Genomic DNA, 17,550 nt, shown 5'->3' on the forward strand with positions numbered 1-17,550 from the left:
ATCAACGCCCCTTGAACGCGGGGGCGCGCTTGTTCATGAAGGCGCTGACGCCTTCGCGGTAGTCCTCGCTGCGCCCGGCCAGGCGCTGCAGGTCGCGCTCCAGCTCCAGCTGCTGGTCAAAACGGTTGTCGTAGCTCTGGTTCAGTGCGCGCTTGATCAGGGCCAGGCCGTAGGTGGGCTGGGTCGCCAGCTGGCGGGCCAGGGTCAGGGCCTCGTCACGCAGGGCGGCATCGTCGACCACCCGATAGATCAGCCCCCACTGTTCGGCCTGTTCGGCGCTCAGGCGCTCGCCGAGCAATGCCAGCGCCTTGGCCCGGGCCATGCCGACCAGGCGCGGCAGCAGCCAGGTGCCGCCGGAGTCGGGAACCAGGCCGATCTTGCAGAACGCCTGGATGAAGCTGGCCGAACGCGCTGCCAGCACCAGGTCGCAGGCCAGCGGCAGGTTGGCGCCGGCGCCGGCGGCCACGCCATTGACGGCACAGATCACCGGCAGCGGCAGGTCGCGCAGGCTGCGCACCAGGGGGTTGTAGAACTTTTCGATGGATTCGCCCAGGTCGGGCATCTCGGCGCCGGGGGCGACATTGCGATCGGACAGGTCCTGGCCTGCGCAGAAGCCGCGGCCTTCTCCGGTCAGCAGCAGTACCCGGGCGTGTTCGCTCTGGCGCACTTGCTTGAGGGCTTCGCGCACTTCCAGGTGCATGGCGCTGTTGAAGCTGTTCAGTTGCTCGGGCCGGTTGAGGCTGAGCAGGGCGACGCCGTCGTCGTCGATGGAAAACAGGATGTGCTGGAAAGGCATGCTGGAAGCGCTCCGTCGGTGGAGGGGAGGGGTCACTGGCCGAGGAAGCGGGCCGGGCGTTTTTCCTGGAAGGCGCGGATGCCTTCATTGCGGTCGGCAGTGCCGGCCAGCAGGGTGAAAGCGTGGCGCTCGAAGCGCAGGCCGGTGGCCAGGTCGGTGTCCTGGGCCTTGAGCAGCGCCTCCTTGGCCAGGCGCACGGCCAGCGGCGCCTTGGCGGCGATGGCGCGGGCCACCTGCAGGGCGCGCTCGACCGTCAGTTCAGGCTCGGTGACTTCGCTGGCCAGGCCGGCCTGCAAGGCGTGGCGGGCGTCGATGGCCTCGCCGCTGAGCACCATCTGCATGGCCAGCGGCTTGCCCACTGCGCGCAGCAGGCGCTGGGTACCGCCGGCGCCGGGGATGATGCCGAGGTTGATTTCGGGTTGGCCGAACCGTGCATCGCTGCCGGCAATGACGATATCGGCGCACATCACCAGTTCGCAGCCGCCACCCAGGGCGTAGCCGTTGACGGCGGCGATCAGTGGCTTGGCGAAGGCGGCGATGCGCTGCCAGTGGGATACGCGGGGGTCGTTGAGAATACCGACCAGGTCGCGCTCGGCCATTTCGTTGACATCGGCGCCGGCGGCGAAGGCCTTGCGGCTGCCGGTGACGATCACGGCGCGGGTGTGTTCGTCGCGTTCTGCGGCGTCGAGTTCGGCGGCTAGCTCGGCCAGCAGCTCGGTGTTCAAGGCGTTGAGGGCTTGTGGGCGGTGCAGCGTGATCAGACGGACGCCGTCCGCTGGGGGCTGCACAAGGAGGTTGCTTGGCATGGTGGTACCTCAGGCTGCACGTTCGGCGCCAGCTTGAGCTGGCTTTTTCTTGGAGTTGTTGGCGGTGCTGGGGCAAGTATAGATTCAAAGCGATACCGCAATGCAACATATAAATTGAATGTATGTATCTAATTATGTTCTTGGCCTCGCTCGCTCGGTGCATCGCCGACAAGCCGGCCCTCACAGAGAATAGAGCCTGAAAGCTGGTGATTAGGCCTTTTGGAAGCTGCTTTGCCGGCAATGAATCGCAGCCATCAAAGCGATACACGCCTGGATGAATTGACTGAACCAATTGAAGTGATACAAGATCAGCTTGCCATCCGAATCACATTGAGAAACAACCTATGCCCAGCTACCGCCTCGACGGCCTGACCCCTGTGGTTCATCCCAGTGCTTATGTCCATCCCAGCGCAGTCCTTATCGGTGACGTGATCATCGGCCCCGATTGCTATGTCGGCCCGCTGGCCTCATTGCGCGGCGATTTCGGGCGTATCGTCCTGGAGCATGGCGCCAATCTGCAGGACACCTGCGTGATGCATGGCTTCCCCGGGGGCGACACGGTGGTGGAGCGCAATGGCCACGTCGGCCACGGCGCGGTGTTGCACGGTTGCCGGGTGGGCGAGGATGCCTTGGTGGGGATGAATGCGGTGGTGATGGATGGGGCGCATATTGCGCCGCGCTGCATCGTCGCCGCCACGGCCTTCGTCAAGGCCGGCTTCCAGTGCCCGGAGCAGAGCCTGGTGGTGGGGGCGCCGGCCGAGGTCAAGCGCTCGCTCAGCGACCAAGAGCTGGCCTGGAAGCAACGCGGCACTGCCCAGTACCACGCCCTGACCCGACGCTGCATGGCCTCGATGGTGGAGTGCCCGCCATTGAGCGAAGCAGAGGCGCAGCGCCCGCGCATGGGTGATTCAGGTTTCCGGCCCAAGGCCGAGGGCGGCGCATGAACCTTGCACGGCCACGGCAGGCAGGTATAGTCGAGGCTTTAGTCGCGCCGCGTCCCCTCATGAGCAGCCTTGCCCCCCTGAATCACCTGATCACCCGCTTCCAGGAGCAGACGCCGATTCGCGCCAGCTCGCTGATCATTACGCTTTATGGCGATGCCATCGAACCCCATGGCGGCACGGTCTGGCTGGGTAGCCTGATCAACCTGCTGGAGCCGATGGGCATCAATGAGCGGCTGATCCGTACCTCGATCTTTCGCCTGACCAAGGAAGGCTGGCTGACCGCCGAGAAGGTGGGTCGGCGCAGCTACTACAGCCTGACCGGCACCGGCCGGCGGCGTTTCGAGAAAGCCTTCAAACGCGTCTACAGCGCCAACCTGCCGGCCTGGAACGGCGCGTGGACGCTGGTGCTGCTGTCGCAGCTCGATGCCGCCAAGCGCAAAGCCGTGCGTGAAGAGCTGGAGTGGCAAGGTTTCGGCGCCATGGGCCCGAACCTGCTGGGCTGCCCACGCAGCGACCGTGCCGACCTTGCGGCGACACTGCGTGAGCTGGACGCCGAGGATGACAGCATCGTGTTCGAGACCCATGCCCAGGAGGTGCTGGCCTCCAAGGCCCTGCGCGCCCAGGTGCGCGAGAGCTGGAACATCGATGAACTCGGGCAGCATTACAGCGAGTTCATTCGCTTGTTCCGCCCCTTGTGGCAGGCGATGAAAGAGCTGGAGGCGCCCGATGCCGCAGACTGCTTCCTGGCCCGCACCTTGCTCATCCACGAGTACCGCCGCCTGCTGCTGCGCGATCCGCAACTGCCGGATGAGTTGTTGCCGGGCGACTGGGAGGGCCGAGCGGCTCGGCAACTGTGCCGCAACCTGTATCGGCTGGTGCAGGGCAGGGCGGAGGAATACCTTGCCACGGCGCTGGAGACCGCGGACGGGCCGCTGCCGGATGCCAACAGCAGCTACTACCAAAGGTTCGGTGGGTTGAGCTGACTAGAACAGCCGAATCCCTGCGGAAACCTCGACGGCTTTGCTGATGTTGTAGCCGACAACGCGCCATTGATCAGCTTCTTCGCTGAGCAGCACGGCCTCGGTGACGGTCATGTTTGCAAAGGTTGATTGGGTCTGGACGGCCGCGTAATGACCAGGCGGCGCATCCGGCAGTTGTTTGGTGAACGCCACCTGGTATTGATTACGCTGCTGCAGCTCGCCAAGCCCCATGCGTAATCCGCTGATGCCTTTGACCCAGTTTGGCTCGGTGGTAGCTGCCTTGAGTACCGAGCCTGCCGACGTCCAGGTCATGTCGGCTCTTCCCGCGTCCAGCAACAGCAGGAACTCGTTCGCCGTATCCGCTATCTGTTTCTGCTGTTGCGCAGAGCCAGGCTGGGAGAGCACTACCGCCGACGTATTCGTTGCGGGAGCGTTTGTATTGATGGAGACATCACAGCCTGCAAGCAACAGCAAACCGACCAGTAAAACACCATGCTTCATGCAAAAACCTCGAGAGTAGAGGGGGTCAGCGGGCTATTAAACCGAAAAGCGGGCGCGTTGGACACCCGCAAGGCCATACACAGCACATTGCTCAAAAGGTCTCAAGTCTGTCGAATTATGACTTGGACGATCTTGGTAGGGGCGCAATAGGATTGCCGCCATCGGAGTTCATAACCAACTCCCCTAATCAGGAAAATCCAGATGAACCTCAAATCCCTTATCGCCAATCCGCTGGGCTTCGGCACCGCACCCCTGGGCAACATGTTCCGCAATGTGCCAGAGGCCGAGGTGCAAGCCACTGTCGACGCCGCCTGGAACAACGGTGTGCGCTACTTCGACACCGCGCCGTTCTACGGTGCCGGCCTCTCCGAATCGCGTCTGGGCAACGCCCTGGTCGGTCGTCCGCGTGACGAATACGTGCTTAGCACCAAGGTCGGCCGGATCATCCTCGACGAACTGGAAGACCCTACCAGCCGTGAGCTGGGCGAGAAGAGCGGCTTGTTCGAACACGGCAACCGCAACCGCATCGTCAACGACTACAGCGCCGACGCCACCCTGCGCTCCATCGAGGACAGCCTGCGTCGCCTGAAGACCGACCGCCTGGACATCGTCTGGATCCACGACATCGCCCAGGATTTCTATGGTGACGAGTGGCTGGAGCGTTTCGAAACCGCACGCAAAGGGGCCTTCCGAGTCCTCACCCGCCTGCGTGAAGAAGGCGTGATCAAGGCGTGGGGCCTGGGTGTGAACCGGGTCGAGCCGATCGAGCTGACCCTCGACCTGGACGAGCCGCGCCCAGACGGTTTCCTGCTCGCCGGTCGTTACTCGCTGCTGGATCACGATCGCGCCCTGCAACGTGTCATGCCGCAAGCCGTGGAGCAGGGCGTTGCCATCGTCGTCGGCGGGCCATACAGCTCTGGCGTCACTGCCGGTGGCGAGCACTTCGAATACCAGAAGGCCACCCAGGCGGTGCTGGAGAAGCTCGAACGCATTCGTGCGGTTGCCCGTGCCCATGGCGTCGACGTCAAGGCCGCCGCCCTGCAGTTCGCCCTGGCCCACCCGGCCGTGGTCGCAGCAATCCCGGGTTCGACCCGTCCGCTGCACGCCAACGAAGACCATGCAGCCCTGAGCGCTGTCATCCCCAGCGCGTTCTGGAATGACCTGCGTCAACAAGGCCTGATCAACGCCCTGGCGCCTGTTCCAACCGTTTGAACTGACTTTGCGGGGCCGCGTCGCGGCCCTGTTCTTAACGCATCATCGGGGTTGAACCCCAGGAGAAACATCATGGCTACTGCACAATCGTCCATCGACCTTGACATCAATGCCGACCGTGTCTGGCAACTGATCGGCGGCTTCGACGCACTGCCCGACTGGCTGCCGTTCATTCCACAAAGCACCCTGAGCGAAGGCGGCCGCGTGCGCACGCTCAAGAGCATCGACGGTGACACCATCATCGAGCGTCTGCTGGACTTCAACGAAGCCGGGCGCAGCTACAGCTACACCATCCTTCAAGGCCCGGCACCGGTTCGCGACTACCAGTCGACTCTGCGCGTGGTCTCGGTAGGCCAGGGGGCCCGTGTGGAATGGTCCGGCTCGTTCGTGCCGGTCGGTATCAGCGATGCCGAAGCGAGCGCGATGTTCGCCACTATCTACCAGGATGGCCTGGCTGCACTGAAGCAAGCACTGAAAGGTTGATGGATGGCTTGGGGCCGCAAGGCGGCCCCAAGCCTGAGCAGCCCGCCCCGAGCCGTGTTTCCACGGCCTTACTCGTTTTCGAAGACTCATATGCTGGACTTCAGACAACTCCGTTATTTCGTCGCCGTGGCTGAGTTGGAACACGTGGGCAAGGCGGCGGAGCAACTGCACATCTCTCAGTCGCCGCTCAGCCGGCAGATTGCCCAGCTTGAGGAGCGCCTGGGGCTGCAGCTGTTCGAACGCAGTCAGCAACGGCTGCGCATCACCTCCGACGGTCGCACCTTCCTGTACGAGGCCAAGGCCCTGCTCAAACACGCCGAACGCCTGGAGTCACTCGGCCGCCGATTGGGCCGGGGCGAGACGGGCGGGCTGTGCATCGGCTACGTCAGCCACGCCATCCATGCTGGGGTGTTGCCCAAGGCGTTGCGCCAGGTGCGTGAGGAACGGCCAGGCATCCATATCGCCCTGTACAACCTGACGGCTCAAGAGCAATTCGAGGGGTTGCGCCAGCGCAGCCTCGATATCGCCCTGGTGTGCGAGCCGATACCGGCGGGGGATCTGGACCTGCTGGCAATACCGGTATTCCAGGACCCGCTCTATCTCGCGCTACCCATTGGGCATCCACTGGCAGACAAGGCGCAGATCGACCCTGCCGACCTTCACGAGCAGGATTGGATCATGGTCGACGGGCACGCGACCCCCAACCGTCGCGAGCGCTTCATGGCCCGTTGCGTGGAGGCAGGCTTTACCCCGCAGATCCGGCTGGAGGCCGCCGAACCGCTGAGTGCGCTGGGGCTGGTGTCCGCGGGGTTAGGCTTGGCGCTGATACAGCAGAGCATTGGCGGTGGCAGCAACCCTGAGGTGGTGCTGCGCGAGTTGCCATGGTTACAGCAAAGCATCGGTCTCTGGGCAGCCTGGCACCGTGTTGACCTGCGACCGATAGTAGGCGAGTTTCGTCAGATCGTATTGGCTGGCGCAGAGTACTGAGGACCCTATGATTCCCTCCCTGGACAGTATTTTCGCCCGACTGCGTTTGCGTCAGTTGCGTCTGCTTATCGAGCTGGATCGCTGCGGCTCGCTGCACAAGGCCGCCGAGGCCATGGCCATCTCCCAGCCCGGTGCGACCAAGGCATTGCGTGAAGTCGAGGAGATCCTCGGCGTGCCGTTGTTCGTGCGCCAGCCCAGCGGCCTGATGGCCAACGACGCCGGGCGCTGCATGGTGCGCTATGCGCGGTTGATCCACAGCGACCTGGGGCATTTGCGCGACGAGATGCTGGGCATCGTGCAGGGGCAGGGCGGGCACCTGGCGGTGGGCAGCATCATGGGGGCCATGCCGATGCTGGTGGGGGCGCTGGGACGGTTGCGGCGCAAGCAGGCGCAGTTGTCGGTGGAAATCGCCGAGAACACCAGCGCCAACCTGCTCGAACAACTGGACGAAGGGCGCCTGGACCTGGCGATCTGCCGTCCCGGTGTTGGGCGTAATACGTCCGACTACGTGTTCATGGAGTTGGCGCAGGAGCCGCTGGCGGTGGTGGCCCACCCGCAGCACCCGTTGGCCAGTGCGCAGGCCCTGGAAATCGGCGACCTGAGCCACTACCGGTGGATCGTCTACCCGGCCAACATGCCCATGCGCCAGGCCCTGGAGCGCGAGTTGAACGAGGCTGGCGTGGAAGTGCCGCGCTATCCGCTGGAGACTTCGTCCACCTTCGCAACTTTCATGTTGCTGGAGGAAGACCCGAGCCTGGTGGCGGTGATTCCCAGCGCGGTGGCGGCCTTTGCCGAGCAGCGTGGCCTGCTGGTGTCGCTTGCGGTGCGCTTGCGGGCGTTGAGCGAGCCGTTCGGGGTGGTACACCGGGTGGGCTCGCCACTGTCCCATGCGGCGCAACTGCTGGTCGAAGAGTTGCTCGCGCCCTGAGTGCAGAGGGGCCGCAAAGCGGCCCCAGGCACCGTCAGAACTGCCGCTCGCGGTAGTCGATCAGGCTCGAGAACAGGGCAATCAGCAGCGCCGCGACCACGAAGAAGATCAAGGCGAAGAAGTACTCGCCGGTGAACTGCACGATCAGGCCGATGATGATCGGCACCAGCACGCCCGCCATGTTGCCGCAGAAGTTCATGGTCCCGCCCAGCACGCCGGTGCGCGACGGGCCGCCGATGATCGCCGGCAGGCACCAGTACATGCCGCACCAACGAATGAAGAACATCGCCACACACAGCAGGGTGATAACCGGGCCGGTGCTGGCGACGAAGGCCGCCGCGAGGATGCACGCCGCCGCGACCAGTGCCGAGCCGCTGAACATCGAGCGCATCACCAGGTTCGGCGAGGCGCCGCTGGCGCGCCACTTGTCACCGATCCAGCCGCCGACCAGCTCGCCGATGAAACCGCACATGAAGATCAGGAAGGTCGCTCCGCCCATGGCCGAGATGTCCAGGCCGTGGGCCTTGTGCAGGTAGCTGGGCATCCAGGTCAGCAGGCCGTAGAACACCGCGAGGATGCAGCTGTAGCCGGCGAACATGGCGAAGATCGAGCGGTCCTTGAGCAGCACGCGCAGGGGAATGCCGGCCTTGGCCACGGCATGGGCGCTGGCGTTGCCTTCGGTGATGTGGCGCAGTTCGGCTTCGTTGACGCCCGGGTGCTCGCTGGGGTGGTTGCGGATGTATTTCCAGGCCAGGATGCCGGCCAGGATGGTGCCCACCCCGGCGACCACGAAGGCCAGGCGCCAGGAGCCGAGCCAGGCGATCAGCCCGGAGATGAGAATCGCGCCCAGGGCGCTGCCCAGCGGAGCACCGCCATCGACCAGCACCGCGCCGCGGCCGCGCTCGTTCGGGGTGAGCCAGGAGCCGTTGAGCTTGGCGCCTGCGGGCATGATCGGCGATTCGGCCACACCCAGGCCGATACGCGTGAACAGCAGCACCAGCCAGTGATGCGAGACCGCGCCCAAGGCCTGGAAGGCGCCCCAGGCGATGGTCGCGGCGCCGATGATGCCGCGGGTGTGGAAGCGGTCCAGCAACAGGCCGCCAGGGATCTGCATCAGTGCATACGACCAGAAGAACGCGCTGAGCATCAGCCCCTCCATGGCCGGTGTCAGGTTGAACTCCGGCGCGATCAGCGGCAGGGCCACCGACAGCGAGGCGCGGTCGATGTAGTTGATCGCGGTGAGCAGCAACAGGATCAGGAAGATGCGCCAGCGCACCGTGGTCATGGGAGCGTTGGCGTCCAGCGCCAGGGCAGCCGGGGAGGAGGTCGTCTTCATCGCAGTGCTCATTCTTGTGATTATCGGGAGGCACATCCTGCGCACCCTGTGCGCAGGCCGTGTGCGCCCCGATTGTTGGAGCCGCTGGCAAGCCCTGGGTAATGAAAAGAGCTGATCCAGGGATAACGCCTGCTTATCGATAAGCGTTGGTTATCCCTGGATCAGCTCTTTTCATTATCTGGCGCGTTTGCATCGCCCCTAGATTGCCCAGGCACGGCTCGCCGCCACTCACGGCGGGTTCAACAAGAACAACGCGGCTCCACGTGCCTGAGGATCTTTCATGAGCAACTTCCAGTTCCATTTCCCCACCATCACCCAGTGCGGCGAAGGCTTGGCCAACCAGGCCGGCGCGCTGCTCAAATCCCATGTGCAGGGCGCCTTGCTGGTGGTGACCGACCAGGGCCTGATCGACGCTGGCATCCTGGGCGGTTTCTTCGCCTCCCTGGAGCAGGCCGGCATCGACTACCACCTGTTCTCGGCGGTGCAGGCCAACCCCAGCACCGACGTCCTCGACGCTGCCGTGCGCCTGTTGCGTGAGCATGATTGCAAGGCGGTGATCGGCGTGGGTGGCGGCAGCAGCATCGATACCGCCAAGGGCGTGGCGGCGATGGCCACCAACCCGGGCAGCATCCTCGACTACGAAGGCTACGACCGACTGGTCAACCCGCCGCTGCCGATCTTCGCCATCCCGACCACCGCTGGCACCGGCAGCGAGTGCACCGCCTCGACGGTATTCACCAACAAGCAGACGTTGTTCAAGACCGTGATCATCAGCCCGCGGCTGTTCCCGCGCCTGGCCATCCTGGACCCTGCACTGACGCTGAACCTGCCGGCTTCGATCACCGCCGCCACCGGCATGGACGCATTGACCCATGCCATCGAGTCCTACGTATCGCGCCAGGCCAACCCGATCAGCCAGGCCATGGCCTTGCAGGCGATCCGCATGATCGCGGGCAGCCTGGAGAAGTGCTACTTCGTCGGCACCGACATGGCCGCCCGGGAGCAGATGCTGCTGGGTTCGTTCCTGGCTGGCGTGGCGTTCTCCCAGTCCAAACTGGGCAACGTGCACGCCATCTCCCACACCTTTGGTGGCGTGTTCAACATCCCCCACGGTATCGCCAACGCGGCGCTGCTGCCCTATGTGATCAAGTTCAACCTGCCGGCCTGCCCGGAACGATTCCGTGATATCGCCATCGCCATGGGCGCCGACATCACCGGCCTGAGCCTGGAGCAGGCTGCGGCCTGCACGGTGGAGCGCGTGGTGGCACTGAACCGTGCCATCGGCATCCCCGCGACCATCCGTGAGCTGGGCGTGGACCTGGAGTTCCTGGCGCAGATGGTCAGCGACTCCATGCGCAGCGGCAATGTGCGGGTCAACCCGCGCCTGACCACGGCCCGCGATGTCGAGCAACTGATCACCGACGCCTACCACGGCAACCTCTGAACCCCATTACCTAACGCCTGCCCAGGAGTCCCTGTCCATGTTCTATGAAATGCGTACCTACACCCTGCACATCGGCAAGATGAAGGAGTACCTGGAACACTTCGAGAAAGAAGGTTTGCCGGTGATCTCGCGCTACGCGACGTTGGTTGGCTGGTGGTACACCGAGATCGGTGAGCTCAACCAGGTGGTGCACATCTGGGCCTATGAAAGCCTGGATGACCGCATCCGTCGCCGCGCCGCGCTCTACGAGGACCGTGACTGGCTCGAGCGCTTCATCCCCAAGGCCTTCCCCATGCTGATCCGCATGGAGTCCAAACTGCTGATGCCGGCGGCGTTCTCGCCGATCAAGTGATCCTGTTTTTCTTGCGAGCGAATTTTCCATGTCCGACGGATACAACTACATCGGCGGGCGCCGCAGCGGCCTGGGCGCGGTGTTGCTGAGCAGCATCGATGCCCACAGCGGCGAGCGCCTGCCCGGGTACTTCTACCAGGCCACTGACACGGAAGTGGATGCCGCAGCACAGGCTGCGGCCACGGCTTACCCGGTTTACCGCGCCCTGGCGCCGGAGCGGCGGGCGTGCTTCCTGGAGGCCATCGCCGACGAGCTGGACGCCCTGGGGAGTGACTTCATCGCCCTGGTCGGGCGCGAGACTGCCTTGCCGGCACCGCGTATCAATGGTGAGCGCGGGCGCACCAGCGGGCAGTTGCGCTTGTTCGCCCAGGTGCTGCGCCGGGGCGATTACCTGGGGGCGCGTATCGACCGCGCCTTGCCCCAGCGCCAGCCGCTGCCGCGCCCGGACCTGCGTCAGTGCCGCCTGGGCGTAGGCCCGGTGGCGGTGTTCGGGGCCAGTAATTTCCCGCTGGCGTTCTCCACCGCCGGCGGCGATACCGCCGCCGCGCTGGCTGCGGGTTGCCCGGTGGTGGTCAAGGCCCACAGCGGCCACATGGCCACGGCCCAGCATGTGGCCGATGCCATCGAGCGTGCGGCCCGTCGTACGCAGATGCCGGCGGGTGTGTTCAACATGATCTTCGGCAGTGGCGTGGGCGAGCGCCTGGTGCGCCATCCGGCGATCCAGGCAGTGGGTTTCACCGGTTCGCTCAAGGGCGGCCGGGCCTTGTGTGACCTGGCGGCGGCGCGGCCCCAGCCGATCCCGGTGTTTGCCGAAATGAGCAGCATCAACCCGGTGCTGGTGCTGCCCGAGGCGCTGCGTCGGCGAGGTGAGGCCATCGCCCGCGAGCTGAGCGCGTCGGTCGTGCAAGGGGCAGGGCAGTTCTGCACCAACCCTGGCCTTGTGATTGGCCTGCGCTCAGCCGAATTCAGCGCGTTCGTCGAGGCCTTGCGCCTGCAATTGGACGACCAGCCGGCGCAGACCATGCTCAACCCCGGCACCCTGGCCAGCTACGCGGCAGGCTTGCGCGCCCTGGCAGCGCACCCGCAGGTTCAGCGCTTGAGTGCCACCAGTCATGACGGCCCTCAGGCTTGCGCGCAATTGTTCAAGGCCGATGTGCAATTGCTGCTGGACGGTGACGAGCTGTTGCAGGAGGAGGTGTTCGGCCCCGCCACTGTAGTGGTGGAAGCAGCTGACCGTGAGGAACTGCACCGGGCCTTGGCCGGGCTGCGGGGGCAACTGACCGCCACCTTGATTGCCGAACCGGCCGAACTGCTCGAAGCCGGCGACCTGCTGGCACGGCTGGAGGAGAAGGTCGGACGGGTGCTGGTCAACGGTTACCCGACTGGGGTCGAGGTCAGTGATGCCATGGTTCATGGCGGCCCGTACCCGGCCACATCGGATGCCCGCGGCACCTCGGTGGGTACTCTGGCCATCGACCGCTTCCTGCGGCCGGTGTGCTACCAGAACTTGCCCGACGCACTGCTGCCCGATGCATTGAAGAATGCCAACCCATTGGGTATCAACCGCCTGGTGGATGGGGTGTTCAGCCGCGAGCTGTTGTAGCACCATCGGGGCAATTTCACTGGCCCTGTCCTTGTGACAGGGCCAGTGACCTATGCGCGATTCATTCACTAAGGAGCCGATCATGGATCTAGGTATCAAAGGCCGCTGGGCGATCGTCTGCGCCGCCAGCCAAGGGCTGGGCAAGGGCTGCGCCGAGGCCCTGGCGGGCGAAGGCGTCAACCTGGTGATCAATGCGCGTACCGCCACTACTCTGGAGCAGACGGCTGCCGAGCTGCGTAGCCGGTTCCCGGCAATCGAGGTGGGCACGGTCGTCGGTGACGTGGCCGAGCCTGCGGTCCGCCAGGCGCTGCTCAGTGCCTGCCCGCAGGTCGATATCCTGGTCAACAATGCAGGCGGCCCGCCGCCGGGGGATTTCCGTGACTGGGGCCGGGATGACTGGCTCAAGGCGCTGGACGCCAATATGCTAACGCCCATCGAACTGATCAAGGCCGTTGTGGATGGCATGGCAGAGCGTGGCTTTGGCCGGGTGGTGAACATCACCTCCGGCGCGGTCAAGGCGCCGATCGACATCCTGGGCCTGTCCAATGGCGCACGTAGCGGCCTGACCGGCTTCATCGCCGGGCTTGCCCGCCAGCAGCGCCTGGCCGGGCGCAATGTGACCTTGAACAACTTGTTGCCAGGCGCATTCGACACGGCACGCCTGCACAAGACCCTGCAGGCTGCGAGCCAGGCCAGCGGTGACCTGCAGGCGACGACTCAGGCACGCCGCCAGGCAATACCGGCGGCGCGGTTCGGCAATGCCGAAGAGTTTGGGGCGTATTGTGCGTTCCTCTGCAGTGCCCATGGGGGCTATATCACCGGGCAGAACCTGCTGATCGATGGCGGGGCCTATCCAGGGACCTTCTGAGCAACAGCATCCGGGTGCGCGGCAAGCGATCAATCCAGCCGCGTCACCCACTTGCCGGACGCGCTGCCGTCCTTGAGCTGGCGCAACGCCTGCGGCAGCGCTTCGAAGGCAAAGTCCCGGCGCTCCGGCGCCAGTAGCCGACCCTCGGCGACCATTTGCAGCAAACGCTCCCCAGCGACCTTCAATGCCTGGCGATCGAGCAACCGGCCATGGGCATGAATGCTGTTGAGGGCTACTTCATGCAGTGAGATTGCTGTGCTGAAGGCGGCCAGCGGCGCGGTTTCCTGGCGGTCCTGGATGCACACCAGGTGGCCGTTGTAACCCAACAGGTGGGCCAGGCTTGCGGCATGCACGCCGCTGACGGTGTCGAACAGCGCGTGCAGCGGGCGCTCGCCGAGGACAGCCTGCAAGCGTGCCTGCCAGTCGCCGGCGCGATAGTCAAATACCTCGATCACGCCAATTTGCTTGAGGCGGGCATGATGTTTTTCGCCAGCAGTGGCCCACACCCGCAGACCGCGCTGCACGGCGAGCTGGGCGAGGTAGAAGCCGACTGCGCCGCCCGCACCGACCACCAGTACATCGCCGGATGCACCGTTGGCGACCTTGGCCAGCGCTTGCCAGGCGGTCAGCGCGGGGCAAGGCACAGCGGCGGCGGTGGTGGCTTCGAGGTTGCCCGGAATGTGCATCACCAGATCGGCGTCGAGCAGGCAGTACTCGGCGAAGCTGCCATCGCGGGACAGCGACTGGTGATAGGCGAGGCGTGTCCCCAGTGGCAGGTCGACGCCTTCACCGACCGCGGCGACGATGCCGACGCCATCCACGCCCGGTACGGTGCCCTGGCGCCAGTCGGCATGGCCCCATTCACAGATTTTCCAGTCCACCGGGTTGAGGGCGATGGCGCGGTTGGCCACCAGCACTTGGCCTGGGCCGGGTTGCGGCAGGGGCTTATCGATGAGCTGCAAACCGTCCAGGCCGGCGTCCGGGGTCCAGCCCCAGGCTCGATAGGTGTTGCGCATAAGGAATCCTCGTAAAAGTAGGAGGGCAGGGGTAGCCATCAATGACAAAGGGCCGCTGTGCGGCCCTTGTGTTCAAGCAAGCTGGCTTCAAATTGCGAGGCTGTCGACCACACCGCCGTCGACCCGCAGGGCGGCGCCGGTAGTGGCGGAGGAGTAGGGGGACGCAAGGTAGACCACCAGGTGGGCGACTTCGTCGACCTCGGCGGCGCGCTGGATGATCGAGCTCGGACGGGCGCTGCGCACGAAATGGTCAGCCTCTTCGCGGATGCTGCGGCCGGAGGCCTTGGCGGCGTCGGCCACCAGGTTGGCGACGCCGTCGGTTAGGGTCGGCCCAGGCAGTACTGCGTTGACGGTGACGCCGGTACCTGCCAGACGCTTGGCCAGGCCGTGAGAGACGGCAAGGTTCGCGGCCTTTGTCACGCCGTAATTGATCATGTCGGCCGGGATGGCAATGCCGGACTCGGACGAGATGAACAGGATCCGCCCCCAGCCTTTTTCGACCATGGCCGGTGCGTAGTGGCGAGCCAGGCGCACACCGGACAGCACGTTGGTTTCGTAGAAGCGGGCCCACTCGCTGTCGGCTACCTCGAAGAAGTCGACGTCATCGTAGATGCCCAGGTTGTTGACCAGAATGTCGGCACTGGGATGGGCGTCGAACAGGGTCTGGGCGCCTTCGGCGGTGCCCAGGTCAGCAACGACACCGTGGACCTGACCACGCCCGCCTTGGGCGCGCAGTTCGGTGAGAGCGGCCTCCACCGATTTCTGGCTACGGCCGGCGATGACGACGTCGGCATGGGCACGGGCCAGGCCGCGAGCGATGGCCAGGCCAATACCGCCGGTCGAGCCGCTGATGATGGCGGTGCGTCCGCCGAGGTCGATGTTCATGGAATGGCTCCTGTGGGTGAGTTGCATCGATGAGGCCATGCTAGTGAGGCGCTAAAAGACTGTAAAAGACATAATCCGACTGGGTTCAGACCTTTTGGGTCTGTTCGGCCAGTGCCAACACCTGCTCGCGGAAAACTCCCACGATCGGCCGCAGGTCCACCTGGTGCCAGGCCGCCCACAGCCGCACGCAGGGCCTGAACCAGTCAAGCTGGCGCAACACCACGGTAGGGCCCGCGCTGGCCGCCAGGCTGCTCTGCACCATGGCCAGGCCCAGCCCTGCGGACACCAATCCGAGCACACTCAGCGGGTCGGTAGCCTCCAGCGACAGGCGTGGGGTGAAGCCGGCGTCGGCGCAGCGGGCGATGAAGTCATCGCGCTTGTTGACCTGGTCGGGCTGGCCGCCGGTGATGATCCACTCTTGTTCATGCAGGTCGTCGGGGCTGAGTTCGGCCTGGGTCGCCAGCGGGTGCTCGGCGGGAATCGCCAGCAGCATGGGGTCGTCCAGCACGGGCAGGGCAAGCAGATCGGGATCGTTGTCGGGCGCGGGCTCGCAGACCAGGGCGATGTCCAGGCTACGTTGACGCAGGCCTTCGAACTGCTCGCCCGGTGTCATGTTGTAGAGGGCGATGTGGATCCGCGGACGACTGCCACGAATGGCCCGCACAGCGCCGGGCAGCACGCCGGCATGGATGGCGTGGTTGACGTAGCCGATACACAGGCCGCCTTCCTCGCCACGGCCCAGGCGCTTACCCAGCGACTCCAGACGTTCTGCGTGCTTGAGCAGGCCACGGGCTTCGGCCAGGAAGGTGCGCCCGTCAGTGGTGAGGAACAGCCGTTGGTTGCGTCGCTCGAACAGGGCCAGGCCGAGGTGGTCTTCGAGCTGGGCGATCTGCCGGCTCAGCGGGCATTGGGAAATGTGTAGCTGCTCCGCCGCGCGGCCGACGTTTTCACATTCGGCGACAGCGACGAAGTAGCGCAACTGACGTAGATCTTGCATGGGACCTCCAGGGGACTGCTCCACGTTTTACGAGGGCGGTCCCGATTTGGCCAGCCTCAGTGCACGCCAGGTGATGTCAGGCAGCCTCGCCGATGGTGTTGGCAGTGGCCTTGCCGCGCCCGCCAAGCCACACCAGCATCAGCCCGCCCGCTGCCAGCAGGCCACCGGCTACCGGTATTGCAGCATAGCCAAGCTCCAGGCTGATGACGCCACCACCCAGCGCCGCGCCCACCGCGTTGCCGAGGTTGAACGCGCCGACGTTGATCGAAGAAGCAAGGCCCGGCGCCTCGGCAGCGGCGGTCATCACGCGCATCTGCAGTGGCGGCACCACGGCGAAGGTGAACACGCCCCATACCAGCAAGGCCAGGGCGGCGCCGAGGTGGCTGCCCAGTACCAGCGGCATCAGCAGCATGATCAAGGCCAGAGTGCCGAGGAAGATCCGTGCCGAGCCGTCCAGCGACCAGTCGGCCAGGCGACCGCCAAGGCTGTTGCCGAGCGTGAAACCTACGCCGATCAGCACAAGGCCGAGCGTGATGAAGCTGTCCGAGGCGCCGGTCAGTTCGGCCAGCACGGGGGCTACGTAGGTGTAGAGGGTAAACATCGCACCGGCGCCGAGCACGGTGGTGGCCATTGCCAGCAGCACCTTCGGCCGGGCGATCACGGCGAGTTCGCGGCGCACATCGGGCACGCTGCCACGCTCGCCCTTGGGCAAGGCATACCACAAGGCGGCCATGGCGAGGATGCCGAGCAGCGCGGTGCCGGCGAAGGCCAGGCGCCAGCCGACCTGCTGGCCGATCCAGGTGGCGGCGGGCACGCCACCGATGTTGGCGATGGTCAGGCCCATGAACATGGTGGCGATGGCGCTGGCCTGTTTCTCACGTGGCACCACGCTGGCAGCCACCACCGCACCCAGGCCGAAAAAGGCACCGTGGTTGAGGCTGGTGATCAGGCGCGAGGCGAGCAGGGTGGCGTAGCCCGGCGCCAGGGCCGAGAGCAGGTTGCCGAGGGTGAAGATGGCCATCAGTGCGATCAGCGCACCGCGCTTGCCGAAGCGGCTGAACAGCAGGGTCATGATCGGGGCGCCCAGCATCACGCCAATGGCAAAGGCCGTCACCAGCATGCCGGCGCTGGGGATGCTGACGTCCATGCCTTGGGCAATCACCGGCAGCAGGCCCATGGGGGTGAACTCGGTAGTGCCGATGCCGAAGGCGCCGATGGCCAGGGCGGTCAAGACGTGCCCGGGTTTCATTGCGCGGACTCCTGTGCGGCGAGCTTTATCAGCGGGCCTTGCATGCGGTGGCGGGTGAGGGCGGTGGCAGTGAAGAAGGTTTGGGAATGGGTGGGTAATGGGGACTGATCATGCAGGCTCATCGGATGGCCTCCGGCTGGCGTGTGGTGGGATCGCTTAGTGG

General features: G+C 65.2%; 19 protein-coding genes. 10 read left to right on the plus strand and 9 right to left on the minus strand.

Annotated features, from left to right (window positions below; genetic code table 11):
* Window position 1: 1 nt before the first annotated feature.
* Both paaG and paaF read right to left on the minus strand, forming a co-directional pair.
* Complete coding sequence (gene paaG, locus EJA05_RS13300; protein ID WP_110993838.1) at window positions 2-796, minus strand: 2-(1,2-epoxy-1,2-dihydrophenyl)acetyl-CoA isomerase PaaG; 795 nt, start codon at window positions 794-796, stop codon at window positions 2-4.
* Window positions 797-828: 32 nt separating this feature from the next.
* Window positions 829-1,602 (minus strand): 2,3-dehydroadipyl-CoA hydratase PaaF, encoded by a 774-nt coding sequence (gene paaF, locus EJA05_RS13305; protein WP_125858584.1) that lies wholly within the window; start codon window positions 1,600-1,602, stop codon window positions 829-831.
* A gap of 344 nt (window positions 1,603-1,946) precedes the next feature.
* On the opposite strand from paaF, the gene paaY reads away from it, so the two are divergent.
* Together paaY and paaX are read left to right on the plus strand one after the other, a co-directional pair.
* Window positions 1,947-2,546, plus strand: coding sequence for a phenylacetic acid degradation protein PaaY (gene paaY, locus EJA05_RS13310; protein WP_125858585.1), 600 nt, complete (start codon window positions 1,947-1,949; stop codon window positions 2,544-2,546).
* 59 nt (window positions 2,547-2,605) lie between these two features.
* Entirely contained in the window at window positions 2,606-3,529 is a 924-nt protein-coding gene (paaX, locus tag EJA05_RS13315; RefSeq protein WP_110993835.1) for a phenylacetic acid degradation operon negative regulatory protein PaaX, read from the plus strand.
* Here paaX and EJA05_RS13320 read toward each other — a convergent pair whose 3' ends face one another.
* Window positions 3,530-4,027: a DUF4019 domain-containing protein gene (locus EJA05_RS13320; RefSeq protein WP_125858586.1), complete on the minus strand. Its 498-nt coding sequence runs from the start codon at window positions 4,025-4,027 to the stop codon at window positions 3,530-3,532.
* A 201-nt stretch (window positions 4,028-4,228) separates the two neighbouring features.
* Here EJA05_RS13320 and EJA05_RS13325 point away from each other — a divergent pair, with 201 nt between their 5' ends.
* The 4 genes from EJA05_RS13325 (at window position 4,229) to EJA05_RS13340 (ending at window position 7,637) form a co-directional block, all read left to right on the plus strand.
* The gene (locus EJA05_RS13325; protein WP_125858587.1) at window positions 4,229-5,239 is read left to right on the plus strand and encodes an aldo/keto reductase; all 1,011 of its coding nucleotides are present in this window, start codon (window positions 4,229-4,231) and stop codon (window positions 5,237-5,239) included.
* Window positions 5,240-5,311: 72 nt separating this feature from the next.
* Window positions 5,312-5,722, plus strand: a complete 411-nt coding sequence (locus EJA05_RS13330) for an SRPBCC family protein (protein WP_125858588.1) — start codon at window positions 5,312-5,314, stop codon at window positions 5,720-5,722.
* A gap of 90 nt (window positions 5,723-5,812) precedes the next feature.
* The gene (locus EJA05_RS13335) at window positions 5,813-6,709 is read left to right on the plus strand and encodes a LysR family transcriptional regulator (protein ID WP_125858589.1); all 897 of its coding nucleotides are present in this window, start codon (window positions 5,813-5,815) and stop codon (window positions 6,707-6,709) included.
* Window positions 6,710-6,716: 7 nt separating this feature from the next.
* Window positions 6,717-7,637 (plus strand): LysR family transcriptional regulator, encoded by a 921-nt coding sequence (locus tag EJA05_RS13340; RefSeq protein ID WP_125858590.1) that lies wholly within the window; start codon window positions 6,717-6,719, stop codon window positions 7,635-7,637.
* 34 nt (window positions 7,638-7,671) lie between these two features.
* On the opposite strand, the gene EJA05_RS13345 is transcribed toward EJA05_RS13340, so the two are convergent.
* Window positions 7,672-8,973 carry an MFS transporter gene (locus EJA05_RS13345; RefSeq protein WP_125858591.1) on the minus strand — a complete coding sequence of 434 codons (1,302 nt, stop codon included), beginning with the start codon at window positions 8,971-8,973 and terminating at the stop codon, window positions 7,672-7,674.
* Between the two features lie 280 nt (window positions 8,974-9,253).
* On the opposite strand from EJA05_RS13345, the gene EJA05_RS13350 reads away from it, so the two are divergent.
* The 4 genes from EJA05_RS13350 to EJA05_RS13365 all read left to right on the plus strand — a co-directional run bounded on the left by EJA05_RS13350 (window position 9,254) and on the right by EJA05_RS13365 (window position 13,240).
* Window positions 9,254-10,417, plus strand: a complete 1,164-nt coding sequence (locus EJA05_RS13350) for an iron-containing alcohol dehydrogenase (protein WP_125858592.1) — start codon at window positions 9,254-9,256, stop codon at window positions 10,415-10,417.
* Window positions 10,418-10,454: 37 nt separating this feature from the next.
* The gene (locus EJA05_RS13355) at window positions 10,455-10,769 is read left to right on the plus strand and encodes an NIPSNAP family protein (RefSeq protein ID WP_125858593.1); all 315 of its coding nucleotides are present in this window, start codon (window positions 10,455-10,457) and stop codon (window positions 10,767-10,769) included.
* 28 nt (window positions 10,770-10,797) lie between these two features.
* A complete protein-coding gene (locus EJA05_RS13360; RefSeq protein WP_125858594.1) occupies window positions 10,798-12,372 on the plus strand; it encodes an aldehyde dehydrogenase (NADP(+)) in 1,575 nt (524 codons plus the stop codon).
* Between the two features lie 82 nt (window positions 12,373-12,454).
* Complete coding sequence (locus tag EJA05_RS13365) at window positions 12,455-13,240, plus strand: SDR family oxidoreductase (protein ID WP_125858595.1); 786 nt, start codon at window positions 12,455-12,457, stop codon at window positions 13,238-13,240.
* Between the two features lie 29 nt (window positions 13,241-13,269).
* Here EJA05_RS13365 and EJA05_RS13370 read toward each other — a convergent pair whose 3' ends face one another.
* The 5 genes from EJA05_RS13370 to EJA05_RS28575 form a co-directional block, all read right to left on the minus strand.
* The gene (locus EJA05_RS13370; protein WP_125858596.1) at window positions 13,270-14,256 is read right to left on the minus strand and encodes a zinc-binding dehydrogenase; all 987 of its coding nucleotides are present in this window, start codon (window positions 14,254-14,256) and stop codon (window positions 13,270-13,272) included.
* Window positions 14,257-14,343: 87 nt separating this feature from the next.
* Complete coding sequence (locus EJA05_RS13375; protein WP_125858597.1) at window positions 14,344-15,141, minus strand: SDR family NAD(P)-dependent oxidoreductase; 798 nt, start codon at window positions 15,139-15,141, stop codon at window positions 14,344-14,346.
* Window positions 15,142-15,226: 85 nt separating this feature from the next.
* On the minus strand, window positions 15,227-16,138 hold the full coding sequence (locus tag EJA05_RS13380) for a LysR substrate-binding domain-containing protein (protein ID WP_125858598.1): 912 nt from the start codon (window positions 16,136-16,138) through the stop codon (window positions 15,227-15,229).
* A 76-nt stretch (window positions 16,139-16,214) separates the two neighbouring features.
* Window positions 16,215-17,387 carry an MFS transporter gene (locus EJA05_RS13385; protein WP_125858599.1) on the minus strand — a complete coding sequence of 391 codons (1,173 nt, stop codon included), beginning with the start codon at window positions 17,385-17,387 and terminating at the stop codon, window positions 16,215-16,217.
* A complete protein-coding gene (locus EJA05_RS28575; RefSeq protein WP_258646519.1) occupies window positions 17,384-17,509 on the minus strand; it encodes a hypothetical protein in 126 nt (41 codons plus the stop codon). The genes EJA05_RS13385 and EJA05_RS28575 overlap by 4 nt, the downstream gene beginning before the upstream one ends.
* Between the last annotated feature and the right edge of the window lie 41 nt (window positions 17,510-17,550).

Origin of the sequence: Pseudomonas oryziphila (assembly GCF_003940825.1) — a bacterium.
In the GTDB taxonomy this organism is placed as follows: Bacteria; Pseudomonadota; Gammaproteobacteria; order Pseudomonadales; family Pseudomonadaceae; genus Aquipseudomonas; species Aquipseudomonas sichuanensis.